The organism is Clostridioides sp. ES-S-0054-01 (assembly GCA_021561035.1).
Lineage (GTDB): Bacteria > Bacillota > Clostridia > Peptostreptococcales > Peptostreptococcaceae > Clostridioides.
The window spans coordinates 583998-608409 of record CP067346.1 but is presented as its reverse complement, the minus strand read 5'-3'; the positions used below and the strand labels follow the sequence as shown (position 1 = coordinate 608409).

Genomic DNA, 24412 nt, shown 5'->3' with positions numbered 1-24412 from the left:
ACTAGTCATGAATACGCTATTTATTATGATACATTAGTTATTGTGTATATATTATTCTTCTTAATATGCTACTAGTTATAAATACATTATTCATTATGACACTATTTGATATACTACTAGTTATAAATACACTATCCATTATGACACTATTTAATATACTACTAGTTATAAATACACTATTTATTATGACATAATTTAATATAATACTAGTTATAAATACATTATTCATTATGACACTATTTAATATACTACTAGTTATAAATACACTATCCATGTATGATACAATTTAATATACTACTAGTTATAAATACACTATTCATTATGATACAATTTGATATACTACTAGTTATAAATACACTATTCATTATGATACAATTTGATATACTACTAGTTATAAATACACTATCCATTATGACACAATATTCGCTATGAATAATTGTTAGTTATAATACATTGTCTACTATGAATGTCTTATTTATTTTGAATACATCTTTGGACTGATTAAAGTTCACATATTGGATTCCAGTATCTTACATTTTCATGTTTTTTTCTCTCACAGACACTATCATCATATGTTGCACAATCAGAATGTATATAGTTACTACTGTCACGATTGTTGCCTTCTCTATACTGGTAAACATTACTTTGACTTTTTATAGATATGTTTTCATTTACATAGGATTCAAACTTATAACTAAATAAGGTTTCTGGTCTTATATACATTTCCATTATGGTATCTTTCCACTTAGCTACTTTTACCTCAATAACTTTGTAGAAATCTTCTAATACATAACCTTCCCTTAGCCTTTCATTGATAAGTTTTATGCTTATTGGAGAATTGATTTTAAAATTCTTGCCTGATTTTTTGTTTAGCATATTTATAATGCTTTGCTGTATATTTTTTTTATTAATTTTATTTAAAGACTCTTTTTTCTTTGTTACACATTTAGTCTTTTTTTGCATGTCATGAGTATCATTAAAAGTATTCTTTTGACTTTTAACGCTTATATCACTGTATACCTTGCTATTGCTTAATTTCATAACCTTTTTATTTTGACTATTTTCCATATTATTATTAGTTCTTTTATATATATCATTATGTGTATCATTAAAATTAAGATTTATTGACTCTGATTGTGGATTAGAATTTTCTTCTTTTAATTTTCTTACATCAAAAGATTCATTGATATAGTTTTGGTTAGTGTTAATACTAGAAAATTCTATATCACTACTGTCAAGACAATCGCCGTTACCTACATAATCACTTTCTATATCATTACCGTCAACACAATCACCATTATCTACACAATCAAGTTCCATACACCTATCATCATCAAATAGACTTCCATTAAGTTCTATACTTACATAACTGTATACAGAACGATTACCTTTTACACCCTTAGATACCAATCTTATTATCCCTAAATCCAAAAACTCTTTTACAAGCCTGCTTATAGTAGAAATAGAAAGTTGTAAATCTGTAGAAGTTCTCCTAACTGTCATATAAAATTGTCCTCTTGGCAGAGTCCCTTGAAGTCTTTGCACATTTTCCTTTCTCATTATGTAATGATTAAATCTTATTTTGTTAATATCATTCCTTATATCAAAGCCCAATACCACTGAATTCAACTTGTAAAATCCATTATTCATCTCTATTTCCCCCATTTCTACTAATAATTGCTATCAACTAGATAATTATTATTTTTATATAAACAACAAAATAATTTAAATATAAATATATATTTTCTTTAATATTTTTTAATTTCATAACTAATTTCTGAAAATATCTATTTATATTCTTAAATTTATAAATATATTATGTCATATTAGTTTAAATTTCTTTATTTATATAGTTCATTTATTTATTTTTCCCCTTTATACAAGCAATTGTATCATTTTATCTATTTTTTAGCCAACAAATATTTTCGACTATTTTCTTTGTATTCTAAATATATCTCCAGTATCTAACAAATTTTTTTATAGAATATACAATGTATTTAAATTAATAAGTAATAAATTTAGTTAATTTGTCTGAAAAAACTTTATAAAATGCCTTTTTTATCTTTACACTTACATTTAATAAGACTATTTACATTATGTTTATATACTATTTTCATTGAGTATTCGCTTAATATTGCCTACACACATATTATATCTAATAGCCAATTCATTGTAGTTGACTCCGTTAAATTGTTTTACTATTTCCCTATTTCTAGCATATCTAAAAATCCCCTTATATGTAGGTATATAAGTATTTGTTCCTCCATACAACTTAGTAACCTCTACAAACTTATCAATTCCCACTATTTCTACCATTGCATGAAACTGAACTGGTATATCTTCTACTTTTATTTTCATAAGCTTCACTTCCTTTTAAAATATTTTTCTAGCCTCAACAGAGTTTTTGTTTAATACATTATTAACTAAACTATATTTATTAGCTTTATTAGACCTAATAAAAAATATATTAGCTTTAAAGTTAATTCCTTTCTTGACCTTAATAAAAATATATCAGCCTTTAAATCAATTCCTTTCTTGACCTTAATAAAAATATATTAATCTTAAAATCAATTTCTCTCTTGACCCTAATAAAAATATATTAGACTCTAAATCAATTTTTCTCTTGACCCTAATAAAAATATATTAGACTCTAAATCAATTTCTTTCTTGACCCTAATAAAAATATATTAGACTCTAAATCAATTCCTTTCTTGACCCTAATAAAAATATATTATCCTTTAAATCAATTCCTTTATTGACCCTAATAAAAATATATCAGCCTTTAAATCAATTCATTTATTAACTCTAATATAATTTTTCTTAATCTGATAACTGTATTAACTTTAATAAAACTTTTCATAACCTAGTAACTTTGTTAGCTTTAATAAAGATTTTAATGGTTTAAAAGTAAAATGTTAATATTGGACTTTTAACTTTTTTATTTACAGATTAAATTTAATAAAATTTTTAACATAAACTTTAACATATAATATTCAACTCTACATATATAAAACTCCATATAAAATAACTCAACTAGTAGGAAAATATATAAATACTATTTCAAAATACTAAAAATATATCTTCCTAAATAACTTATAAACTTACTATATACAGGTAAATCTTTCCTGTAGAAATTTACACAAAAAATCTTAAGAAATTACTGTTTAACTCCGATACTATTTTAGATGATAGTATTATAGTTAACAAAGAAAGTCGACAAATCTTTGAAATTAAATTTTTAGGAGGTAATTTTATGGAAGTTGTTTCAACAAAAAACTTATCTAGTATAAAACTAAAATTGGATGCTGGTTTTGATGATAAGGGTAAGGCAGTTATTAAAAGCAAGTCATTTGCAAATGTAAAGGCAGAGGCATTAAATGAAGATGTTTATGCTGTTGCAGAAGCAATAGCAAGTCTTCAAGAAAAACCTATTGTTGATATTTTAAAATTAGACAGTACATCACTATCTAAATAGTATCTTTTAAACATAATCTGCTTTACAAATAAATTAACTCTTTATGTAAAAGACTAAGTTATATAATGCACTTAATGTGCTATAGATTTAGCAGGTTATAACTTCAATGTGGATTATAAATTTGATATATTGATACTTTAAAAATTAATATATTAGACATATTTATCTCTAAACATGTTAGCTATTTTAAATGCTGTCGTACTTCAATCTAAACTAATTAAAATAAAGCAAGGCATTTTCTATACCAACAACAATTAGTATCAACAATTAAACAATTAATATTAACAATTAAAAATATAAATTATTATATCGGAGGTAATTGTATGGAGATTAAGAAAAAATTAGTCATGAGTTTTAAAAATGTAAAGGATAAACAAGTTTCTTTTTCTATAGAAAATCCAAAGGATGACTTGACTGAAGAAAATATAAAATCTGTCATGGATTTGATAGTATCTAAAAATATTTTTTCAGTTGGAGGATTTGACCTCGCTTCTGTTGTTGAAGCCAAGGTTGTGGAAACAAATACCACTCCTTATGACTTAGTTATAGAATAGGGGGCTAATTTTATGGATGATAGTTTACAGCTGTTAATAACCAATGTTGGTTTTCCCATAGCTCTATCCATGTATTTATTGGTTAGAATCGAGAACAAACTAAACACTTTATCAAACAGTATTGATACACTATCCAAAAATATTTTGCTATTTAAGAAATAATTTGACAATATATGTAAATCATAAAATAGGTTTATTTGTAAAATAATTAGATATGTTCTATAAAAAATACTAAGATATTTGGATAATTTATCCAAATATCTATAGTATTTTTTTTAATTTTACCACCTAAAATTTGAATTTTACTGTTTTATTTTTGAATTTTACTATACTTAATTTGAAATTTATAACGCATATAGTTGGACTCAATAAGATATAATGCTATTCTAATGACAGTAATAAAATGAGGTGATGATTAATGAAAATACATGTCGAACAAGCTATTAATTGCGACGATATTGAAATAACTATAAAATGTTCTACTCTAGATAATAACATCGAAAAAATAATTTCATTATTAAGTACACCGTTACTTAATATAAAAGGTAAAAAATCAGGGGAGATTTATAAGCTTAATGTCTGCGATATTTTATATTTTGAGACAGTTGGAAATAAAACTTTTGCTTATTGTGAAGATGATGTGTTTGAAATTGATTTAAAAATATATAAATTATCAAAATTATTAGCTAATACATCCTTCTCACGAATATCCAAGTCTATGATTTTAAATATGGACTACATAAAAAGTATAAAAATAATATCACATAGTCGTATGCAAGCCACTTTAAGAAACAATGAAAAAGTTATTATAAATCGTCGTTACATAAAAAATATTAGAGAAAAACTGAATATTTAATAAAAATCTAAATTACTTTATTAATATCACTAATTGTACATTTATTGACGTATTTAATAGTCAAAATAATATAATATACTTGATATTAAGTACTAACCGATTATATTTAGTGTAGAAATAATTAGCCAAAATATAAAAAATAAGATATTATTATAACCAGCAACTAATATTAAACGACAACTTAATACATAAGAAAGAAATAAATAATTAATATAAATTTAAAGTTTATTATAAAGCGAAAGGATAGTAAAAAATGCAACTATATAACACCCCTTTTAACACAAATAAACACTTAATCTATTTCTTTACATTTACTATATTATTGAACTGGATATTTAGTCTTATACCCGTATTACTTGGAATTACAAATACGATACTTGGAGAAATCATTTTTTACCTTGCATATACATCACCAGCTATTGTAGGTCTATTTTTTATCTCTACAATCTATCCACAAAGTGCAAAACAAGATTTCATTTATAGGTATCTCAGCTTTAAAAAAATGGGAATAAAATGGTCATTATTAACAATATTATTTTTTTCTTTAACTTTTATTATTTCTTTAATAATCGGAAATTACTTTAATGTAAAGACTTCTGGTATAGATTGGGGATATATAGCAATATTTAGACCTTCTCAAATAACTTATATGTTATTCGCAAGTTTTATATTGAGTATACTTAGTCAAGAAGCTGGATGGAGAGGGTACGCTATTGATAAACTGTTAGTCAGATTTGGATTTATAGGTTCTTCAATGATTTTAGGGCTTATTTGTGGAATTTGGTATCTAGGGTCGTATTTTACACCTAATCAAATGCCGTATAATCTAGCACAATACTCTCTATTTGATGCCTTTTTATTCATACCAAGCATCATACTTTTAAACTTTATCATTAATTTTGTATATATCAATACGAATAGAAGTATTTTAGCAGCTGGATTTACTCATATGATACACAATTTCTTCAATGTTCAATTACTTTTACACTGCCCTATTAAATTATGTATAATAGCTCAATATGTACAAATAATATTTGGTCTAATATTTCTTACATATATGATTTCTTCTAATAAATTTAAACAGAAGGTAAATTCTGAAATTGAACAGATAAAGTTGGATGATTTTGAATTTGAGTTAGACTGGCAATTTTAATATGAATTATAAAATTTAAGATAATCTGTAATTTGATACGATTATGACTCAAATACAGTAACTAATAGTTTATAATAACATCTGAAAAATATTGGTATTTCCCTAAACGCTTGAAGTATATAAAAACAAAATATATACTGATTATAAGTGAAAAGGAGGTCATATTTTCATGTTTAAAATTGGAGAGGTTTCAAAACTGACACAAATTTCTATTCGTATGTTACGTTATTATGATGAGCTTGGTATTATAAAGCCCGCAGAAATAGACAAATATACAGGTCATCGACTATACTCAGTTGAACAGATTTCAACTCTACAAAAAATTGTCTTATTGAGAGATTCAAAATTTAGTGTCGCAGAAATAGCAAATATCGTACATAATTGGAATGATGAATTCGTAATTAAGGAATTGAATCGAAAAAAGAATGAAATACAAAATGAAATAAAGCAGGAACAACAGAGAATAAATAAAATTGATAAATTTATAGAAGCTATAAACTATGATAAAGATGAAATTCATTATAATGTTGTATTTAAAAAAATTCCAAGTTATAAAATCATATCACTTAGAGAAGTAATCCCGGATTACTACTCTGAAGGTATACTCTGGAAAAAATTATATAACTTTGTTAAAGAAGAACATATAGAAGTATCACGTCAATCCAACAATAATATATCCTTTTACTATGATGAAGAACTTAGAGATAATGGTGTAGATATTGAGGTTGGAATGGTCGTAAGGAAGATTGGAAAGAATAAATCTAGATTTATATATCGTGAGACAGAAGAAGTTGATATAATGGCATGTACCATGGTATATGGTCCTTACGAAAATATAGCTGGTGCATATGAATCCTTCTGTTATTGGTTGGATAAAAATAATGATTATAAAATGTCGAGTATAAATAGACAAATTAGTCATAAGGGGAAACATAATGAAACAAATCCTGAAAATTATCTTACAGAAATTCAAATCCCCCTTATAAAGGTATAATGGTGGTTGTCTCAAAGTGAGCTTTTTAGTTCATGAGACACTCTTTTTTGCATGAAATCGCTCATCTCTATTTTGGGATAGCCACACCCATTGACATCCCAAAATTTTCATGATAATATCTAAACGTGTATTAAACACGTTTAGTTTTTTTATGGATAAATTTTTAAGGGGAAAAACTATGAAAGCAGATTCAAAATGAAAATCAGAACAACCAAAAAACTGAAGCTGAATACAGAACTATTGCATATCAAATAACTTCATTAATTCAGTTACTTTTTCTCTGTTCTGATGCTTTTTTTAAGTATAGTGGTATTGATATTTTGAATGTTGAGCAGAGAAATAGTTTAATAGATTTTCAATTATATTTGCTCTTAGTAGATATTACAAAATAATAATATATTAATTTTTCACGTACACCTTTGTTATTCTCTGGTAATGGTTGAAAATATTCTCATTGACTAAAATATACTTACATTAAATAAGGGGTGAGTTTTAATGTTTTTTACATCTATAGGAGTAATATCAGCAATCTTATTATTGTGTACAATTATATGTGGTTTATGGATAAAACTTAATAATCGTAATAATGACTCGAATTCTCACTTTACTTTTTCAATACTTTCAATCGCTTTTTCACTGTTAATTGTAGTAGCCTTTTTAGTAAAAAATTAATGTCTTTGTTATGATGACTTCTTTACTATTATATTCTATCAACACTTTAATTATATTTCAAATTATCAATTTTGTAATTATTAAGTCTTTATTAAACCTTTCATCATCTCTATAAAATATGGGATGTATGCTCTTTACATAGATTTTCCATCTTATCATACACAACACCACTATCTCTCTCATCTGTCATAGTAACAATTACATCACTTGGCTTTAGAACTGTTTTACCCCTAGGAATAATCTCTTCTCCACCTCTTTGAATAGCTACCAGAAGACAATTCTCTGGCCACTGTATATCCTGAATTTTCTTATTTGCAACAGGAGAGCCAAACATAACCGAAAACTGGTCTAATATCTTTTCTCCCCTCTCTTTAGGAACAGATTCTCCATTTTTCTCAAGTAATCGCTCCAAAAGACTTTCATAAATAGGTTTTGACTTCATAAGTGTAGCCACAATATATGCCACAATCGAAATTATAGAAAGTGAAAGCATTTGACTAACAGAACCTGTCATTTCAAAAATCAATATAATTCCAGTCAAAGGGGCACGCACAATAGCTGTAAAATATCCTGCCATAGCCAAAAGTACAAAATTATTGACATAATCTGGATTCATCCCAAAAACTTTAACACCTATCATTCCAAATATTCCACCTATAAATGCTCCTAAAACAAGCAGTGGAAAAAAGATTCCCCCTGGTGCACCTGACCCAAAACTGACAGCCGAAAATATAAAACGTATAACAAAAATCAAAACGACCATTCTAAAAATATATTCATGACTTGTAAGTGCTTCAACTAAATTGTGTCCACTTCCCAACACTTCGGGCATTACAAACCCAAGAATACCAGCCATTATAAATGGAATCAACAGTTTTCCAAATGTACCGATTTTAGAAATCTTCTTATATAAAGACTGCACATATAGAGTAAACCAATTATAAAATGCACCCATAACTCCAAGAATAACACCTAAAATCACTATTAACCCATAATAATCCTGTGGCAATACATTGCCAATATTAAACTGGAACACAGACTCCATTCCTAGGAAATTGGCTGAAATATAGTCTGCTGTCAAAGATGCTGTCATCACAGAAATTAAAACAGATACTGAAAAATTTTTATGGACTTCTTCAAGTGAAAACATAACACCTGCTAGTGGTGCATGAAAGGCTGCTGATAATCCAGCACTTGCCCCACATGTTAATAGGAATTTTTCCTCTGTCTTACCTCGGTCAAGTGCTCTAGAAATACCCTTCCCTGCCATAGCACCAAGCTGAATGGAAGGACCTTCTCTTCCTAAAGAAAGACCACCCATAAGTGATAAAAATCCACCTATAAACTTTGCTGGCAACACACGCCACCATACTTGCTTAATTTTCCCTGTCATTTCCCCCTCAAGCTGAGGGATACCACTTCCAGAAATCATTGGTTCCCAGTCTACCAACTTTGATACAATCCAAGCAAGTAGTGCAAGCACTGCAAACCAAGCTATTATTTTTATTGTAGAGCCTTCTACAAACTTTAAAATTTGATTAAGCCAAGTACCAGCCTGACCCAAAAGTATCCTATACAAAAGCACAAGCAAACCAGCTACAGCACCGACCATCAGTCCTTCTCCAATTAAAATTAACTGAAAATGCTCTGCCCGTTTAATAACGTGAGATGTATCCTTTTTCATACTTTTCCTCCTTAACCCAACAGTTCTGTACAATATAAACAAAGATAACTTTTTATTTACTAAATATAGAAAAATTTATCGCTTCCTTTGAGATGTTTTTTGACTTTCTACGTATTGCTTTATTACTGACAAAGGTGCTTCGCCAACAGTAGAAATAAAATAACTATTTGTCCATAAAATTGGAAGTTTCGTTGTTAGATGTGAAAATTCATTTTGATTTATACTTATTATCCACAATGGTATTATATATTAATTACTTACATAATACAACAATCCGTATCTATCGCTTTATATAACCATAGTTCTTACATCTCCAGCATACTTACGTTTAGAATAGAGTATTTTCTTTGATAAAATAATATGTTTAAATAGCAAGGTAATCTATTTAAACAATAAAAAATAAGAGATAAAGGAAATTAATCCAAGCCTTTACCTCTTATTTTTAATATTTTATTAGAACTGATGTTTACATTCTGTAAATTCGTAAACATCCATTAGTGCTTCACCAAATCTTTGATAGTGTACTACTTCCCTTTGACCTAAGAATCTCAATATATCTTTTAAATCAGGGTCATCAGTTAAATTTATTAATTGATAGTACGTAGCCAATGCTTTTTGTTCAGCAGCCATATCTTCATGTAAATCAGTTACCGAATCGCCAAAGACATTAATATAGCTTGTAGTAAAGTTTACTCCATTAGAATCTACTGGCTGAAGACCATGTCCAAAAGTAGCATAATTACTTCCAAGCCCAGCATCCTTAAGCTCTTCTGGACTACAATTACTTATTAACTGATATAACATTGAAGAAATTATCTCAACATGAGCCATTTCTTCTGTACCTATATCAGTTAAAAGTGCGCGAGATTTTCCAGTTGGCATAGTATATCTCTGTTGAAGATATCTAGTTGCAGCTGCTAGCTCACCATTAGGTCCTCCCAACTGAGTCATTATATATTTTGCCATTCTTGGGTCTGCCTGTCTTATGTTAACTGGATGTTCCAGTGTTTTTTGATAAATCCACATATTATATTACTCCTCCTTAATATATATTTAATAATAAATCTAATTTTAAAACTGCATAATTCTATTTATAAAATGACTTATCCCATGGCCAAGGTTCAGATATCCATGACCAAGGATATGAACCTGATTCATATCCAAAATTAGTTAATGCTCCATATCTAGATTCATAATCACATACAGCTTGTGTAAATTTGTCGCAGTATCTTCTATATGAATCAAGAGCTCTCTCATCTCTTGGATTGTTATCTAAATATAAATTTAATTCTATACATGCAAATTGATATTCTGAAATTCGTTCTAAAAGCTCTCTTCTATTTAATGACATTAGTACATGTTACCCCCTTTTTTAGCTCTAACTCTATTTTTAGGATTTGCATATAGCCAATCATTATAATTATTTGACTCTATTAAATCCAATTCAGGAAATAAAGTACCTCTTTCTAATGCTGTTTTTGGATTGTATGTGTCATCATAAATTTGATGATTAATGTATGGTCTAGCAAATTCACAACAATAATCTTCTCTATCATTTTTTAAATACTCCATTAATTATCCTCCTTAATTTTTAGAATCTTAAAATAGTATTATTTTTAATAATTGTATACTTGTGCTATATTATAAACAGCAGTTTTAATAGACCTTAATAATAGGAATAAATATCTTTTTTGTTCTTATTTTGTTCTTAAAAATCTTCCTAATTAACTAATATTTTATAAGTATCTATTTTAAATAGTTGATATAGAGTTTATACAATTTTTTATAATTTAATTACTATTTACTATATATTATTCATTTTTAAAGAAAATGTGATTATGTTTTATTAAAAATAACATAAATATACATTTCAATACTTTTTTCCATCAAATAAATTTATATTAAAATATTTTTTATTATATAATTTTATTTAATTCAAGAGTATAATCATAAAAAAAGAATAGGACATTTTCCTACTCTTTTCTCTTATTTATACATATATACTATTAAAACTCTTCATTTTTAATGTATATCTTTAATTTTCTTCTTTTATATCAGAATTAAAGGGAATCCATGCATTACCAAACTCTTTATCTTTAAACAAATAAGCTAATCCAGTTATTTGCTTTAATCTAAGAATTTCATCAATCTCCATACCCAGATGCTTTGATATCCATTTATCAGATTTTCCAATTTCACAAAGTTCAGTTATAATATTGCTCATTAAATCAACATTATGTGAACCCCTTGCACGATTATGTCGAATAGTACTTGCCATTCTCTCATCAAGAGATTTATCAATTACTGAAACAGGAAGAAGCCCGCTTTCTCTATCATATATATCCTTATTTTCAAGCATTATCCTATAACGATGAAAACCATCTACAATAATATACTTATCTTTTTCCTGATTATAATAGCAAACAATTGGCATTGTATAACCATCTTCTTTTATACTTCTATACAACAACTGCATTTCTGGTGGGGCTACTGAATTTGGATTATAGTCGTTAGATTCTATCTTTTCAATTGGCACTGCGATGATTCCATATACAGGACTTTTATATTCCATAGCACCTTAACTCCTATCTAATGAATTTTTTCATATTTTTTTTTTATATACTCTGTTCTAATTTTTTGGTCTTTTGTAGGACCAAATCCCATAAACTTACACATATGGTCATTTTTTAAAATACAATAGCACATTCTTTTCCAACTTGGTATATCTTTGGTGAATTTAATATCATCTGTATCATCAGGTATATCATCCAAAAATATGACTCTACTCTTTTTGTCTTTTGTATGATTTGAAACTCCATTTAATTCTATTTTATAACCCTTTCTTATTAATTCACGTATAACGATTTCTGACAAACCACCACCTGTATTATGCCAAAAATCAATAGATGTTGAAAATTTTTTAATATAGTTATTCCTTATATTTTCAGGTAAGGTATCAAGCAAAAAATAGGTGAAACTCTTCCAAGTATGTCCATATGGCAACTTAACACTACGATATCCCATAGCTTTTGTTTTTCCATAAATAGAAGTGAAATTAACTCCTTGTACTCTAGCAACCAATTTCATCCATACCTCTGGGTCTAATACTCTATATAAATTTAAACTCTCTTTAGCTGAATCATTAAAAGGAGATGCTACTCTCATTTTTCTTGGAGCTACTCCGGCTTTATAGAATAAATCATAAATTTTATTATAATCATAGTTAAATTTATAGTGAGCTAGCCAGACATCTTCTATCTCCCAATCATATATAGGGGATGCTGTCCAGACATTTTTAAATTCCTTAGTTATCCAACACTTTCCTTTATATCCATGCTGCTTATTTACAATAGAACAATAACGTTGCAGAGATTCTGCTGCTCTTGTTCCCAATAAGCAAACAACTTTTGCACCTTCGTGTATATCTCTAATCCATCTCCCAAATTGTTTTGCCAAATTTTCTTGTCTCATTTTATATTTATAATAAGTAAAAGGATTATTTTTTTGATTTATTATGTATTCTTTAACCGGCATTTCTCTTACCCATAACTCTTCTTTCTCATCATCCCATGGATACCAAAACATTTCATAATTTCCTAAAGCAGTTCTTGTAGCCATTGGCAAACACACCCAATATGGTTCAATATCTTCAATATTCTCCTCAAACACTTTTTCAACATATTCAGTAGTCATACTATATTGAGCCTCAAAATCTTGATGAAATACTCCTATTTTGGAACTTATATTATTCTTTCTCTTAAAATCCAAAATTAAATTTAGAAGTAAACCACTATCTTTTCCCCCGCTAAAAGATACATAGATATAATCAAATTCATTGAAAAGATAAGAAAGTCTTTCTTGAAAAGCTTCAAATACATCGGATTCTAAATATCTCTTATCCATTCGAATTCTCCCCTTTCAACTAGAAGTTTATGAAACCTTACAATGCAATATTATTATGCTTTTTAGCAGTAATTAGCATAAATTATACATTACTTAAATACACAAATACAACTAAACACATATAATTATAATAAAATTATACTTTTGTATTATAAACTATATTCTATCATTATTTTACATTTTTTTCTAATATATATGTATATCATTTTACATTTTTTTCCAACATATAATAGATAACATATTTTTCTATCAATTAAAGTTGACTACTCTATATTTTATACATACTGTTTAAATAAGAAATAAAAAACATGACAAACTGTTGTCATGATTACTTTATTATACTCAATATACTCAATGATATTAGATTAAATCATATACATCAAAGAATAGTGATTTCAGATAGAAATCTATTCATTTGTTTTCCCTTTTTAATAAATAAGTATTAGATAATCTATATTTATCTAATACTTATACATACAATTTAATATTTTACTTATAGTACTTTATTTTTACATCCCCAATTATTCCACTTGGTTGTAAACTTCTGTATTGTGACAAAAAATCCTTTTGCGAAGTACCTAGTGTATTAGTTACTTCTATAGTAAGGTTATTCTCTCCATTTTTTACCTTATCAGATAATTTAAATATATATGGTTTACTCATTTTAACACCTAGAGAAACTCCATTTAAAAACACTTCTGCTACTTCATAAACATTACCTAAGTCAATTTCTATTTCTTGTTTTTCATCTTCTATACTAAATACAGTTTCATATTTTATAGTTCCAGAGAAATCCGGATATAATTTAGGTGAAGATATATTTGTTAACTTTTCCATTACAAACTTATCGCTGAAATTGGGATAACCATTGCTGTCAGTCAATGATACATTCCACTTTGTTTTTATTATTTCTTCTTTTAATAATGAATAGCGTTCCTTGGTATCTGCTTTAAATTCCTTGTCACTAATTATATATATGGTCGCTTCTTGAGGAGCTAATATTAAGTCGACTACAATATCTTTTTGTCTATTTTTAATCTTTATAAGTTTATTTTCCATTGCATCATACTGATAAATTACTCCATTACTATTAGTAGCTATCTTATTAATAATAGTACTATCAGGTGATTCATTAAAGAAAAGATATACATCCATTTCTTTTTGCTTATAGTGATAATATCTTAAGTATTCTTCTGACCTTTCAGGTAAAATATCATATATTTGTTTTTCTTTTAGATAAGATACTAGATTATCTAATTGAACTACCGATAAGTTTTTATTATTTATACTTAGATATTTCTCTACCCCTGTATCTAGAGCATTACTAATATAAGAAGGTAGTTCATCTATAAATATTACAGATATATTATTATCGACTAACCTCTTTATGCTTTCTAAAATCTCTTTTGGTAACCCTTCCGAATAAGGTATTATTAACGTTTTAAATTCTTCCTTATTGACTATAATTTTATTATCATTAAGTTTTGCATCTTTTAATAAATCTCCTGAAATTATATCAAAATCAATTTGATTTTGAGTAAGAGCTTTTGCTGGCTTTTGCATTAACATATAGTTGCCTGACCACTCTGCTTCTGCATGATAAAGTATTAAAGCTGATGCTATATGAATCCCGTCACTTATAAGTTCACTTACACGGTTAGAGTAATTCATTAAGTGTGAAAGATACCTATACTGTGGATTGTTCCCGTGAGCATAAAAATGTGGTGGACAGTCAGAATCTGGGAATGGAGCCATTGAAAATGCATGAGGAATAAAGTGATTAACTCCACGGACTAACATATGGTCAGTCAACCATTTCATTAAATTTAATCCTTCAGACCATCCATAAGCACCATATAATTCACATAATGTTCTTCCCTTTTTCTTTGAATCCAAGTGTCCAAGTGAACTCCCTAATTTAGCTAGTGTATAGTGGAAAAATTCTCCATCCCATCCAATAGATGTAAAAGTACGGAAGTATTCTTTATCCATTCCTGGAAGAAGCTGGTGAAGTACAACATCTATTCCTGACATAGTTTGCCCACTTATTGCTCTAAAGAAGTGTCCTGTTCCATAGCCCAATCTAGCATGAGCATTATTATCTTCAATTACATGACCTACATATTCTAAATTATGTTTTACACACCAGTTAGCTAATTTATCTGTAAAGTTTTTCGAGTATAAATCAGAAATTATATTCATATATCCATATCGTATTCTTTGACTGCCTTGTCCATCTGAAATCAACAATGGTAGTAATTTACATATATCCGAATCAATTTCTTTAGATAAAAGTTCCATTAAGTCCGCTCTCCAAGGTAAAACCATTTCAAATCTACCTATAGATGCATTTGAACCCTTTACATTTCCAAACCTAGGTTCATCTGAAAAGAATCCAGCTATTGTATTTCCAAAATACTCACCAAACTGTTCATAATGAGTTTCATAAACCTCATCTATAAGCACCTGTGTAGCTTTTGAATCTATTGGATTTAGGTAATTCTCTGTGGAAACTTCTCCACCATTATAAGTTTGTACTAATACGAATATACGCCATTGTCCCTCTGGTATGTCCCAATATACTACACCATCTTCTAGCTTATCTGTTAAATCAATTAATGTAGATGAATCTATACTGCTGTACCCTGTAGATTTCGCAGCAACGACACCTATTATAATTTCTTCATTTTCCTTTTTTATGTTAAGTTTATTCTTATCTGTACCAACATTCATTATAGAGTTACGCTCTCCACCTGCATGCCATTTAACAATTATTCCTGCATCTTCTTGAGGACCATGATAATCTAATTGATTTATTTTTAAATACTTCTCTCTAAGTTCTGGATACTTATTCTTAATAGCACCGTTAGCATATCCAGTGGGAAAATGGCAATCGTCAAATAACCAAACTCTCATATTTTTTTCTTTGGCTGACTCAATTACAACCCTTAAATCTTCCCACCACCTTGGTCCGGCAAAATCTGGGTGAGGTCTTGGCTCTACACAAACTTCTTTAATACCACTTTCATATATTTTATCTATATAACTTCTTATTGTTTTCTCATCTTCTCCATGCATCCAAAGAAAAGGAAAGATGTAGTTTTTCTCTTGATTGTTTAACAATATCTCTATTTTATTCATACCTTCATCCTTTCTTATAACGATATTATGGAGTAAGATATGTTTTTAAAACTTACCTTACTCCTCTTATATAATTTATGCTAATTCCTTAACTAATTTTTTAACTCCAAATAGGTAACTTAATGCTAAAGGTACGAAAAATGCAACTATAGATGCTATTATATAAGCTGTAAAGTTACTATCTATACCCTGTGGATTTATAAACATAGGTGCTGCAAAAAGTGCATTTCCTCCAAAGCTAAACATATGAGCATTCATTGATGCAGTGATTGCTCCAGCTAGACCTCCTCCAATAAATGCTAACACAAATACATTTTTATTTGGAAGTGCAATTCCATATATTATAGGCTCTGTAACACCTAATAAACCTATTACACCTGTAGAAAGTCCTAGTGCTCTTTCATCTTTATTTTTAGTTCTTAAACCAAATCCTATTGCCGCACCAGCTAAAGCAAATACAGTTACATTTAATATTGCATTTATTGGATCTTTTCCTAATGTAGCTACATTGTTCATTAAAATTGGAATAAATGCATAATGTAGTCCAAAAATTACTATTACTTGCCAGAATGCTCCTAAAATTACACCTGTTACTATAGGGCTAAATGCATATATGTTTTGAGTTGATGAAGCTAATATATCACTAAGCATAGTAGCTATAGGTCCTATAACTAAGAAAGTAAGAGGAACTACAACAATTAATGTAATAAGTGGTGTGATAAATGCTGTTATAGCAGTATATATTTTATCTTTTATCTTAAGCTCAATTATAGATGCTACATATGTTGCTATTAACACTGGAAAAACCGAGTTACCATAACTAGTTAATACGACTGGTATATTTAAAAATGATAATGCAAATCCATCATTATAAGCTGTTACTATTGCTGGATACACTAAAGCTGCTCCTATTGTTACTCCTATATACGGATTAGAGCCAAGTTTTTTTGCAGCCGAAAATCCTAATATAATTGGTAAGAAATAATAAAAACCATCTGCAAAGGCAAATAATATTTGATATGTTCCGCTATCTGTACCTATAATACCAAAAGATGTTAATCCTGCCAGAATTCCTTTTGTTATACCCGCGGCAGTCATAACTCCAAGGACTGGATGTATAATTCCCGATATTGCCTTAAAAAACTGATTAAAAATACTTGTTTTTTCTTTTTCTTTCTTTATCTGAATTTTTTCTTGATTTGGTATACTAAGTTTACTTGTTATTTCTGCATAAACTTTTTTAACTTCTGGACCTATTATTATTTGGTATTGTCCTCCAGATATAGCCACTCCAAGCACGTCTTTTTGTGACTTTATTTCTTCAGTTTTGACCTTGTCCAAATCTTCAAGTACAATTCTTAACCTCGTCATACAATGGTTAACTGTATTAATATTTTCTTTACCACCTACAAGACTTATAATGTTTTCTGCTAAAATAGAATAATCCATATTTAACCCACCCCTCCTAATTTAACTTAATTTAAAATGCCTTTTATTACCTTTACAATTTAATTCATTAGTTATAACCTTTGAAATAATCGTTTATTCATTCTTATAATTGTATTTTATTTCATCCTATGATAAAATAAAATCTCAATACTTAACTTATTTACTATCCAAACTTAACCTTTATGAAAGGGGTTTCTTATGAATAAAAGTCAATTAATTAATTTTCTAACATCTTTATCTGAAAAAGAAGCTTACTATAAAAAAAATCCAAACCATGTTTCTTCTTTTTACGATAAATTAGAAAAAAGAAATATAAAAACATTTGGAGAAGTTTATTCATTTTCCTTTGATGCAGAAAAGGAAAAACAAGATAACAATAAAGATATAACTAATCTTTCTCAAAGTGTTCAATTTCAAATTAGTCGTCAAACACGATTTTCAAATGTACCTTTGCATGTTCACGATTTTGTAGAAATGAATATTATGTACTCAGGAGAAGCTACAGCATTAATTTTAGAAAAAGAAATTAAATTTAAAAAAGGAAACGTATGTATTTTAGATACAAATGTTCCTCACACTATAAAACCTTTAGGTGAACAAGATATACTAATAAACTTAATAATACAAAAAAAATATTTTGATACAACTATGCTTAGTCGTTTATCAAATAACGGTATTATCTCTAATTTTTTATTAGATGCAATCTCTAATACACAAAAACATGATAAGTACATCATTTTCGATTGTCAAAATAGTAATCTACTTTTAAATTTAGTGGAAAACTTACTTTGTGAATACTATAATCCTTCATTTTGTATAAAAGATACTATAGATTCTTATATGATTTTAATTTTTATAGAATTACTTAAAAGCCACCAAGAAAATGAAACTTCTTCATATAAATCTTCTAATAAAATATATATCGGTGAAATTCTTCAATTCATAGAAAAAAATTATAGTAATTGTACTTTAGAATCTGTATCAAAGGAATTTTTATTCCATCCTAATTACCTTAGTAGATACATTAAACAAGGTACTGGGCTTACGTTTAAAGAAATAATTCAAAAGCAGAGATTAAATAAAGCTTGTTCTTTATTAAAAAATAGCGATTTGACCATAAATGAAATTTGTGAGTGTATAGGATACAAAAATGAGACCTTTTTCTATAAAAAATTTAAGGAACATTTTAATTCTACTCCTAAGGAATATCGTGATTCTAATTTAAGTAATTAATAACTAATACATATTTAAATTATATTAGTTTCTTTCCAAACTAGAAATGATAAATACTATAATAACTCCATCACATACTAATATCCATCTAATTCATTATAAAATTCTACTATAGGAAATCTGATTCCATTAGATGGAGTTATAATATCAGGAGAAGCTATGGTTAATCAAGCATCACTTACAGGTGAGTCTCTTGCTATCAACAAGAAGACTTATATAAAAAACTTCATTCATATATATTTATTCATAAAGTAGTATTCATTTATATTTATTTATAAAGTAGTATTCATTTATATTTATTCATAAAGTAGTACTCATTTTCTTAATATTCAATATATTATATACAAGTAGTCAATAAAATACCTTATAGAGTAAGCTGTATCAACTTACTCTATAAGGCAAAATATAATAATCCACTCTCTTACCAATCAGATACCAAATTTAGATAAAAGAAATTATTTTTTAAAATAAATGGGTCATTTTTATCTATTTTTCTAGTTATATTTCTAGCTATTTTCATATATTTATTTTCATCTATTTTTCTATACTTTAGTTATTCTTATAGCTCTTTAACATTTATCACTACTGCCTTAGGTCTAGTCATAGCCTCAATTGAATACTTAACACCTTGAGTTCCCATACCAGATGCCTTTACACCTAAAAATGGGAAGTGGTCTGGTCCTCTTTCAGTCTTATTATTTATTTGAACAGTACCAACCTCAAGCTTATCAGCAATATAAAACGCCCTATCAATATCACTTGTAAATACTGACGATTGAAGACCATACTCTGACTGATTAGCAATTTCAATTGCCTGATTTGTATCCTTAACTCTTATAATTGGAAGTACTGGACCAAATGGTTCCTCCCAAGCAATCTTCATATCAACATTTACATTATCCAATAATGTTGGATAGAATAAATTATTTTTTCTAACATTACCTGTTATTAATTTTGCTCCCTTATGTAGTGCATCATCAACTAGACCTTGAACAAAATCAGTTGCTTTATTATCTATAAGAGGCGTGATAACTACTTCCTCCATTGGATTTCCAATTGTTAACTTCTCTACTAATGGCTTTATTTTTTCTACTAATTTATCAGCTACACTCTCTTGTACTAGAATTCTCTTTACTGCTGTACATCTTTGCCCAGAATACGAATAAGCTCCAGACACTATATTTTTAGCTGCAAAATCTAAGTCTGCATCTTCTAATACTATAGCCGCATCTTTTCCACCAAGCTCCAATAATAATGGTACCATTCTAGATATTTTAGATATATGCTGACCAACTTCAGTACTACCAGTAAAGTTGATAAAATTAATTCCTTTATGTGTTACAACATAATCCCCTATCTCACTACCCCTACCTGTAATAGTATTAAGTACTCCATCTGGTATCCCAGCTTTTCTCATAATTTCTACTACATGAAGTGCACTAATAGCCCCTTGTGTGGCGGGTTTTAATACGACTGCATTTCCACCAATAAGTGCTGGTGCAATCTTTGACATTGATAAATTTACAGGATAATTAAAAGGAGATATAGCTAAAACAGTACCTAATGGAACCCTTGAAACATAAGACATCTTATTTCTTGTTCCTCCAGGGAAATTATCGCCACTAATAGCTTCACCTTCCATATTTTTTCCTACATCAGCTGTGTATCTTAAAAAATCTGCCGTTCTTTCAACTTCTGCCTTTGCAGATTTTATGTCTTTGGCTATTTCAAGTACTAGTATATTAGCTATTTCATCCATATTTTCTAACAGCAAATCAGCAGCCTTATGAAATATATTAGCTCTCTTATATACAGGCATTTCAGACCATACCCTTATACTCTCTTTTGTATTTTTTATAGCCTCATCTACTTCATATTTTGTCATAGATTGTACTTTCCCAACAAGAGAATTATCTATTGGTGAGTAAATTTCTATTGGTTTTCTTGAATTAGATTCTACCCATTTTCCATTTATTAAATTTTTATATACATTTTCTTTTGTTCTAAGTTCATTAAACATATTTTTATTCCTCTCTATGATATAACTTTGTGTATTTAAATTATAGCCATTTATTCGTTATGTAAACATTTCTTTTTTCCATAAACGTTTACCTAGAAAAATTTTTTTAAGTTAACGTTTTTTCTACATTCTTCTATTTAATAACATACTCACTTGAAACTTATATATAAATCAAACTTCAATACAAGTCTCATAATGTAAATCACTTGGCAAATTTATAAATGGACAATTTCATATATATAGCAATTATTATAAATATTTTGATAATCTTAGATAGGTAGGTGTATATATGGTAAACTTTTCGATTTATTATCGGATGGAGTGTACATTATTATAATAGGAGTTGGATTTATTGCGTTACTTATATCATTTGCATCAAAGATAATATTAAAGAACGAAAAACTTTAGATATAAAAAATGCAGACATAAAAACTTAATTTTCATTAATTTCTGAATTTAGATACAAAATTGTGTATTAGTATGTTGACGTATTGAAAATTGATTGGTATAATCAATGGAAAATAAGCTTTATAAAAATTCAAAATATTCAGCTATAGGAGTGATAAAAATGAGTTACATGCCAACTTTAGAACAAGCATGGGAAATATTAAGAAAATACAATAAGGAAGAATTTCATATAAAACATGCTCAAATTGTATCTGGAGTTATGAGATACTATGCAAAGGAGTACGACCCTGAAAGAGTAGAATTTTGGGAAATCGTTGGACTTTTACATGATTTAGATTTTGAAATGTATCCTGATGAACATTGTGTTAAACAAAGAGAATTAATGACAGAACTTGATTTAGATAAATCAATAATTGATTCTACAATAAGTCATGGATATGGATTAACTGGTTCAGATGTTAAGCCAGAGCAATTTATGGAGAAAGTATTGTTTGCTGTAGATGAACTTACTGGTTTAATTGGTGCAGCTGCAATAATGCGTCCTTCAAAGAGTGTTTCTGATTTAGAATTAAAATCTGTTAAAAAGAAATTTAAAGATAAATCATTTGCTGCTGGCTGTTCTCGAGACGTTATAAGAAGTGGTGCAGAAATGCTTGGATGGGAACTTGATAAACTTATCCAAACAACTATAGAAGCTATGAGAAGCTTAATCCCAGAAATGGCGATATAGCCCCTCATACATATACCATAGAAACATATACCATAGAAGTTACATCTTTAAGAGCATTTCTCCTTTTGATGCAACTTCTTTTTATATTTTACATTACCTAAAAATCCCTAATATTCTAAATTTATTATATACAATTTATAACATATACAACAAATAATATGTATAACTTATAACAGACATAAGCCCTCTGTATAACTTATAACAGACATAAATTCTCTGCATAACTCATAACAGGCATAAACTCTTTGACAGTAAAAATTTCTTATATGTAATAAATAATTTCAATATATACACGCCATTACAAGATTAACTATATACATTAGATTACATGATTGACTGCTTTCTTCACATTTCTAAGTGGTATAGCAATTTTAACTACAAATTTTTTATCATCATATTCAATTACGACATTGCCACCATACTTATTTACAGAGTTTTTTATACTTTTGATTCCAAATCCATGAACAGAACCTTTTTTATCTGTTAGAATATCTCCGTTTTTGGTAATAATCTGATTTACCTTAGTATTTTCCACTCTTATTAAATAAAAGTTTTGAATAACATCACCTTTAACACAAATCACTCTATTCCCATCATCTATTTTATTGCAAGCTTCAATTGCATTATCTAAAATATTTGAAAATATATGACATACATCTATTAATTCAATAGCTTCACAACAACCAAAGTTTATTCCTACTTTTAGTTCTATTTTATTCTTATCACAGATTTCTTTCTTTTCACTTAATATAGTATCTAGTATGAAATTACCAGTACTAAATAATAAGTCATTACTCTGAATTTCTACTTGTAAGTTATTTAAATATGAGGTAACATCAATACCTTTTTTAACCATAGCACTTATGCACAATATGTGATTTTTCATATCATGACTTAATAATCTAGTCTTTAAATATTTACTTTCCATATCTTCATAATACTCATTTTCACATTTCAAAATATTTTTAATCATATTGTTTTCCACCACTAAAGTATTATATTGCTGTAATTTCTTAGCAATTAAAATTAAAATGATACTTGATGTAAGCAGTATAATAGAAATTGCAACGAATTGACAATTATGCATTACGTTACCAGGCTCTGGATTAAACATGTATTTGAAAATGATAAAAAAAGATGATATATTAGCAACTATTGGAATAGCTATATACGATAATGTCTTTTTATTTATTTCTATGTTTAATTTTATCTTTAATGTTTTATATAAAAATAAAGCCAAAATCAAAAGTATCTTTCCCGATACAATAGACTCAATTCTGTATATATCTCCTGTCGCCATCTTACTCATGTCATCTATAGAATTAAGCCAGACTGTGAAAGATATACTTAAAGCATCTGTAGCAATTAATAACATCCAATAGATTAAAGATATCAATATAGACTTCGCAAACCTCACATCATAGGAGGTTTTGTAAAATACAACAGTAATTATCCCAGATATAATTACTCTTATATTTGGAGATACATCAAAAAAATAAATTATATTAGCAAAAATAATAATACCTACCATATAAAAATTTATTTTTCTATTAGAAACCTTTTGCTCACTTGTATAATCTAGCATTTTCTTACAAAAAAACCATTCTATCATAAAGGATATCATAATGAAAATATTCCAAAATAAGCTTGACTTTATCATAATACTTTCTCCTAACGTATTACTAAATTATTTTTTTATTTTATGTATAATTTAATTATATACGACTCTACACGTGTAGTAAATAGATTGTCAAAATTATTCCAAATAAGTCCATATTTCTTTTCTTTTTTAATTATATCACTAAATTTGCTAAATTGAATTAAACTTTTTATTACTTTTTAGTTTAAATATGAGACATAGTGGAAACCTCCTTGAATAAAGAATAAAAAACAGACATCAGTCACGAAATAATCATGCAATAATGAAAGAGTAAATTCTATTTGTCACCCTTTAGAATGGAATTTAAGTTTTCATTTCAGGTTAGATACAAAAATTAAAAAATAGTATTGACAGAATGTAAACGCTTTGTTATGATGTGAGTGTAAAAAATTTGTGACTATTAAATTAGGCAAAGTACTGAAGAGTGATATTAATATATCGTTCCATGTACTTTGCTTATTTTTTATGCAAGGAGGGATA

22 protein-coding genes and 1 pseudogene are annotated in these 24412 nt (G+C 27.7%); 9 read left to right on the top strand and 14 right to left on the bottom strand.

Features of this window, described 5'->3' with window-relative positions:
• Positions 1 to 37: 37 nt before the first annotated feature.
• From JJC02_03135 to JJC02_03125, 3 genes are all read right to left on the bottom strand, one after another.
• On the bottom strand, positions 38 to 274 hold the full coding sequence (locus JJC02_03135) for a hypothetical protein (protein ID UDN55200.1): 237 nt from the start codon (positions 272 to 274) through the stop codon (positions 38 to 40).
• A gap of 227 nt (positions 275 to 501) precedes the next feature.
• Positions 502 to 1650, bottom strand: a complete 1149-nt coding sequence (locus JJC02_03130) for a conserved phage C-terminal domain-containing protein (GenBank protein UDN55199.1) — start codon at positions 1648 to 1650, stop codon at positions 502 to 504.
• A 450-nt stretch (positions 1651 to 2100) separates the two neighbouring features.
• Entirely contained in the window at positions 2101 to 2358 is a 258-nt protein-coding gene (locus tag JJC02_03125) for a transcriptional regulator (protein ID UDN55198.1), read from the bottom strand.
• 895 nt (positions 2359 to 3253) lie between these two features.
• On the opposite strand from JJC02_03125, the gene JJC02_03120 reads away from it, so the two are divergent.
• From JJC02_03120 to JJC02_03095, 6 genes are all read left to right on the top strand, one after another.
• Complete coding sequence (locus tag JJC02_03120; protein UDN55197.1) at positions 3254 to 3475, top strand: DUF1659 domain-containing protein; 222 nt, start codon at positions 3254 to 3256, stop codon at positions 3473 to 3475.
• Positions 3476 to 3798: 323 nt separating this feature from the next.
• Complete coding sequence (locus tag JJC02_03115; protein ID UDN55196.1) at positions 3799 to 4029, top strand: DUF2922 domain-containing protein; 231 nt, start codon at positions 3799 to 3801, stop codon at positions 4027 to 4029.
• Positions 4030 to 4041: 12 nt separating this feature from the next.
• Positions 4042 to 4191 carry a YvrJ family protein gene (locus JJC02_03110; protein ID UDN55195.1) on the top strand — a complete coding sequence of 50 codons (150 nt, stop codon included), beginning with the start codon at positions 4042 to 4044 and terminating at the stop codon, positions 4189 to 4191.
• A 256-nt stretch (positions 4192 to 4447) separates the two neighbouring features.
• Positions 4448 to 4885, top strand: coding sequence for a LytTR family transcriptional regulator DNA-binding domain-containing protein (locus JJC02_03105; protein ID UDN55194.1), 438 nt, complete (start codon positions 4448 to 4450; stop codon positions 4883 to 4885).
• 253 nt (positions 4886 to 5138) lie between these two features.
• Entirely contained in the window at positions 5139 to 6038 is a 900-nt protein-coding gene (locus JJC02_03100; protein ID UDN55193.1) for a CPBP family intramembrane metalloprotease, read from the top strand.
• A gap of 169 nt (positions 6039 to 6207) precedes the next feature.
• Positions 6208 to 7032: a MerR family transcriptional regulator gene (locus tag JJC02_03095; GenBank protein UDN55192.1), complete on the top strand. Its 825-nt coding sequence runs from the start codon at positions 6208 to 6210 to the stop codon at positions 7030 to 7032.
• A 781-nt stretch (positions 7033 to 7813) separates the two neighbouring features.
• Here JJC02_03095 and JJC02_03090 read toward each other — a convergent pair.
• The 9 genes and pseudogenes from JJC02_03090 to JJC02_03050 form a co-directional block, all read right to left on the bottom strand.
• Positions 7814 to 9388: a ClC family H(+)/Cl(-) exchange transporter gene (locus tag JJC02_03090; GenBank protein UDN55191.1), complete on the bottom strand. Its 1575-nt coding sequence runs from the start codon at positions 9386 to 9388 to the stop codon at positions 7814 to 7816.
• A gap of 75 nt (positions 9389 to 9463) precedes the next feature.
• A pseudogene (locus JJC02_03085) lies at positions 9464 to 9604 on the bottom strand (transposase).
• 237 nt (positions 9605 to 9841) lie between these two features.
• Positions 9842 to 10414 (bottom strand): manganese catalase family protein, encoded by a 573-nt coding sequence (locus JJC02_03080; protein ID UDN55190.1) that lies wholly within the window; start codon positions 10412 to 10414, stop codon positions 9842 to 9844.
• Between the two features lie 61 nt (positions 10415 to 10475).
• Positions 10476 to 10739, bottom strand: a complete 264-nt coding sequence (locus tag JJC02_03075; GenBank protein UDN55189.1) for a spore coat protein CotJB — start codon at positions 10737 to 10739, stop codon at positions 10476 to 10478.
• Positions 10739 to 10960: a spore coat associated protein CotJA gene (locus tag JJC02_03070; GenBank protein UDN55188.1), complete on the bottom strand. Its 222-nt coding sequence runs from the start codon at positions 10958 to 10960 to the stop codon at positions 10739 to 10741. The genes JJC02_03075 and JJC02_03070 overlap by 1 nt, the downstream gene beginning before the upstream one ends.
• Before the next feature lie 463 nt (positions 10961 to 11423).
• Positions 11424 to 11960, bottom strand: coding sequence for a ParB-like nuclease domain-containing protein (locus JJC02_03065; protein ID UDN55187.1), 537 nt, complete (start codon positions 11958 to 11960; stop codon positions 11424 to 11426).
• Between the two features lie 17 nt (positions 11961 to 11977).
• On the bottom strand, positions 11978 to 13291 hold the full coding sequence (locus JJC02_03060) for a DUF3440 domain-containing protein (protein ID UDN55186.1): 1314 nt from the start codon (positions 13289 to 13291) through the stop codon (positions 11978 to 11980).
• 489 nt (positions 13292 to 13780) lie between these two features.
• Positions 13781 to 16432: a glycoside hydrolase gene (locus tag JJC02_03055; protein ID UDN55185.1), complete on the bottom strand. Its 2652-nt coding sequence runs from the start codon at positions 16430 to 16432 to the stop codon at positions 13781 to 13783.
• A gap of 75 nt (positions 16433 to 16507) precedes the next feature.
• Positions 16508 to 17881: a PTS transporter subunit EIIC gene (locus JJC02_03050; protein ID UDN55184.1), complete on the bottom strand. Its 1374-nt coding sequence runs from the start codon at positions 17879 to 17881 to the stop codon at positions 16508 to 16510.
• A 198-nt stretch (positions 17882 to 18079) separates the two neighbouring features.
• Here JJC02_03050 and JJC02_03045 point away from each other — a divergent pair, with 198 nt between their 5' ends.
• Both JJC02_03045 and JJC02_03040 read left to right on the top strand, forming a co-directional pair.
• The gene (locus JJC02_03045) at positions 18080 to 19114 is read left to right on the top strand and encodes a helix-turn-helix domain-containing protein (GenBank protein UDN55183.1); all 1035 of its coding nucleotides are present in this window, start codon (positions 18080 to 18082) and stop codon (positions 19112 to 19114) included.
• A gap of 111 nt (positions 19115 to 19225) precedes the next feature.
• Entirely contained in the window at positions 19226 to 19369 is a 144-nt protein-coding gene (locus JJC02_03040; GenBank protein UDN56366.1) for a hypothetical protein, read from the top strand.
• A gap of 304 nt (positions 19370 to 19673) precedes the next feature.
• On the opposite strand, the gene JJC02_03035 is transcribed toward JJC02_03040, so the two are convergent.
• Positions 19674 to 21134 (bottom strand): NADP-dependent glyceraldehyde-3-phosphate dehydrogenase, encoded by a 1461-nt coding sequence (locus tag JJC02_03035; protein UDN55182.1) that lies wholly within the window; start codon positions 21132 to 21134, stop codon positions 19674 to 19676.
• A 568-nt stretch (positions 21135 to 21702) separates the two neighbouring features.
• Between JJC02_03035 and JJC02_03030 the strand changes: the two genes are divergently transcribed.
• The gene (locus tag JJC02_03030; GenBank protein ID UDN55181.1) at positions 21703 to 22272 is read left to right on the top strand and encodes a hydrolase; all 570 of its coding nucleotides are present in this window, start codon (positions 21703 to 21705) and stop codon (positions 22270 to 22272) included.
• A 319-nt stretch (positions 22273 to 22591) separates the two neighbouring features.
• On the opposite strand, the gene JJC02_03025 is transcribed toward JJC02_03030, so the two are convergent.
• A complete protein-coding gene (locus tag JJC02_03025; protein UDN55180.1) occupies positions 22592 to 23932 on the bottom strand; it encodes a GHKL domain-containing protein in 1341 nt (446 codons plus the stop codon).
• Positions 23933 to 24412 lie beyond the last annotated feature (480 nt).

Excerpts from the sequence above, each read along its gene's own strand:
- JJC02_03135 (UDN55200.1), bottom strand. The coding sequence starts at position 274 with ATGGATAGTGTATTTATAACTAGTAGTATATTAAATAGTGTCATAATG.
- JJC02_03130 (UDN55199.1), bottom strand. The coding sequence starts at position 1,650 with ATGAATAATGGATTTTACAAGTTGAATTCAGTGGTATTGGGCTTTGAT.
- JJC02_03125 (UDN55198.1), bottom strand. The coding sequence starts at position 2,358 with ATGAAAATAAAAGTAGAAGATATACCAGTTCAGTTTCATGCAATGGTA.
- JJC02_03120 (UDN55197.1), top strand. The coding sequence starts at position 3,254 with ATGGAAGTTGTTTCAACAAAAAACTTATCTAGTATAAAACTAAAATTG.
- JJC02_03115 (UDN55196.1), top strand. The coding sequence starts at position 3,799 with ATGGAGATTAAGAAAAAATTAGTCATGAGTTTTAAAAATGTAAAGGAT.
- JJC02_03110 (UDN55195.1), top strand. The coding sequence starts at position 4,042 with ATGGATGATAGTTTACAGCTGTTAATAACCAATGTTGGTTTTCCCATA.
- JJC02_03105 (UDN55194.1), top strand. The coding sequence starts at position 4,448 with ATGAAAATACATGTCGAACAAGCTATTAATTGCGACGATATTGAAATA.
- JJC02_03100 (UDN55193.1), top strand. The coding sequence starts at position 5,139 with ATGCAACTATATAACACCCCTTTTAACACAAATAAACACTTAATCTAT.
- JJC02_03095 (UDN55192.1), top strand. The coding sequence starts at position 6,208 with ATGTTTAAAATTGGAGAGGTTTCAAAACTGACACAAATTTCTATTCGT.
- JJC02_03090 (UDN55191.1), bottom strand. The coding sequence starts at position 9,388 with ATGAAAAAGGATACATCTCACGTTATTAAACGGGCAGAGCATTTTCAG.
- JJC02_03080 (UDN55190.1), bottom strand. The coding sequence starts at position 10,414 with ATGTGGATTTATCAAAAAACACTGGAACATCCAGTTAACATAAGACAG.
- JJC02_03075 (UDN55189.1), bottom strand. The coding sequence starts at position 10,739 with ATGTCATTAAATAGAAGAGAGCTTTTAGAACGAATTTCAGAATATCAA.
- JJC02_03070 (UDN55188.1), bottom strand. The coding sequence starts at position 10,960 with ATGGAGTATTTAAAAAATGATAGAGAAGATTATTGTTGTGAATTTGCT.
- JJC02_03065 (UDN55187.1), bottom strand. The coding sequence starts at position 11,960 with ATGGAATATAAAAGTCCTGTATATGGAATCATCGCAGTGCCAATTGAA.
- JJC02_03060 (UDN55186.1), bottom strand. The coding sequence starts at position 13,291 with ATGGATAAGAGATATTTAGAATCCGATGTATTTGAAGCTTTTCAAGAA.
- JJC02_03055 (UDN55185.1), bottom strand. The coding sequence starts at position 16,432 with ATGAATAAAATAGAGATATTGTTAAACAATCAAGAGAAAAACTACATC.
- JJC02_03050 (UDN55184.1), bottom strand. The coding sequence starts at position 17,881 with ATGGATTATTCTATTTTAGCAGAAAACATTATAAGTCTTGTAGGTGGT.
- JJC02_03045 (UDN55183.1), top strand. The coding sequence starts at position 18,080 with ATGAATAAAAGTCAATTAATTAATTTTCTAACATCTTTATCTGAAAAA.
- JJC02_03035 (UDN55182.1), bottom strand. The coding sequence starts at position 21,134 with ATGTTTAATGAACTTAGAACAAAAGAAAATGTATATAAAAATTTAATA.
- JJC02_03030 (UDN55181.1), top strand. The coding sequence starts at position 21,703 with ATGAGTTACATGCCAACTTTAGAACAAGCATGGGAAATATTAAGAAAA.
- JJC02_03025 (UDN55180.1), bottom strand. The coding sequence starts at position 23,932 with ATGATAAAGTCAAGCTTATTTTGGAATATTTTCATTATGATATCCTTT.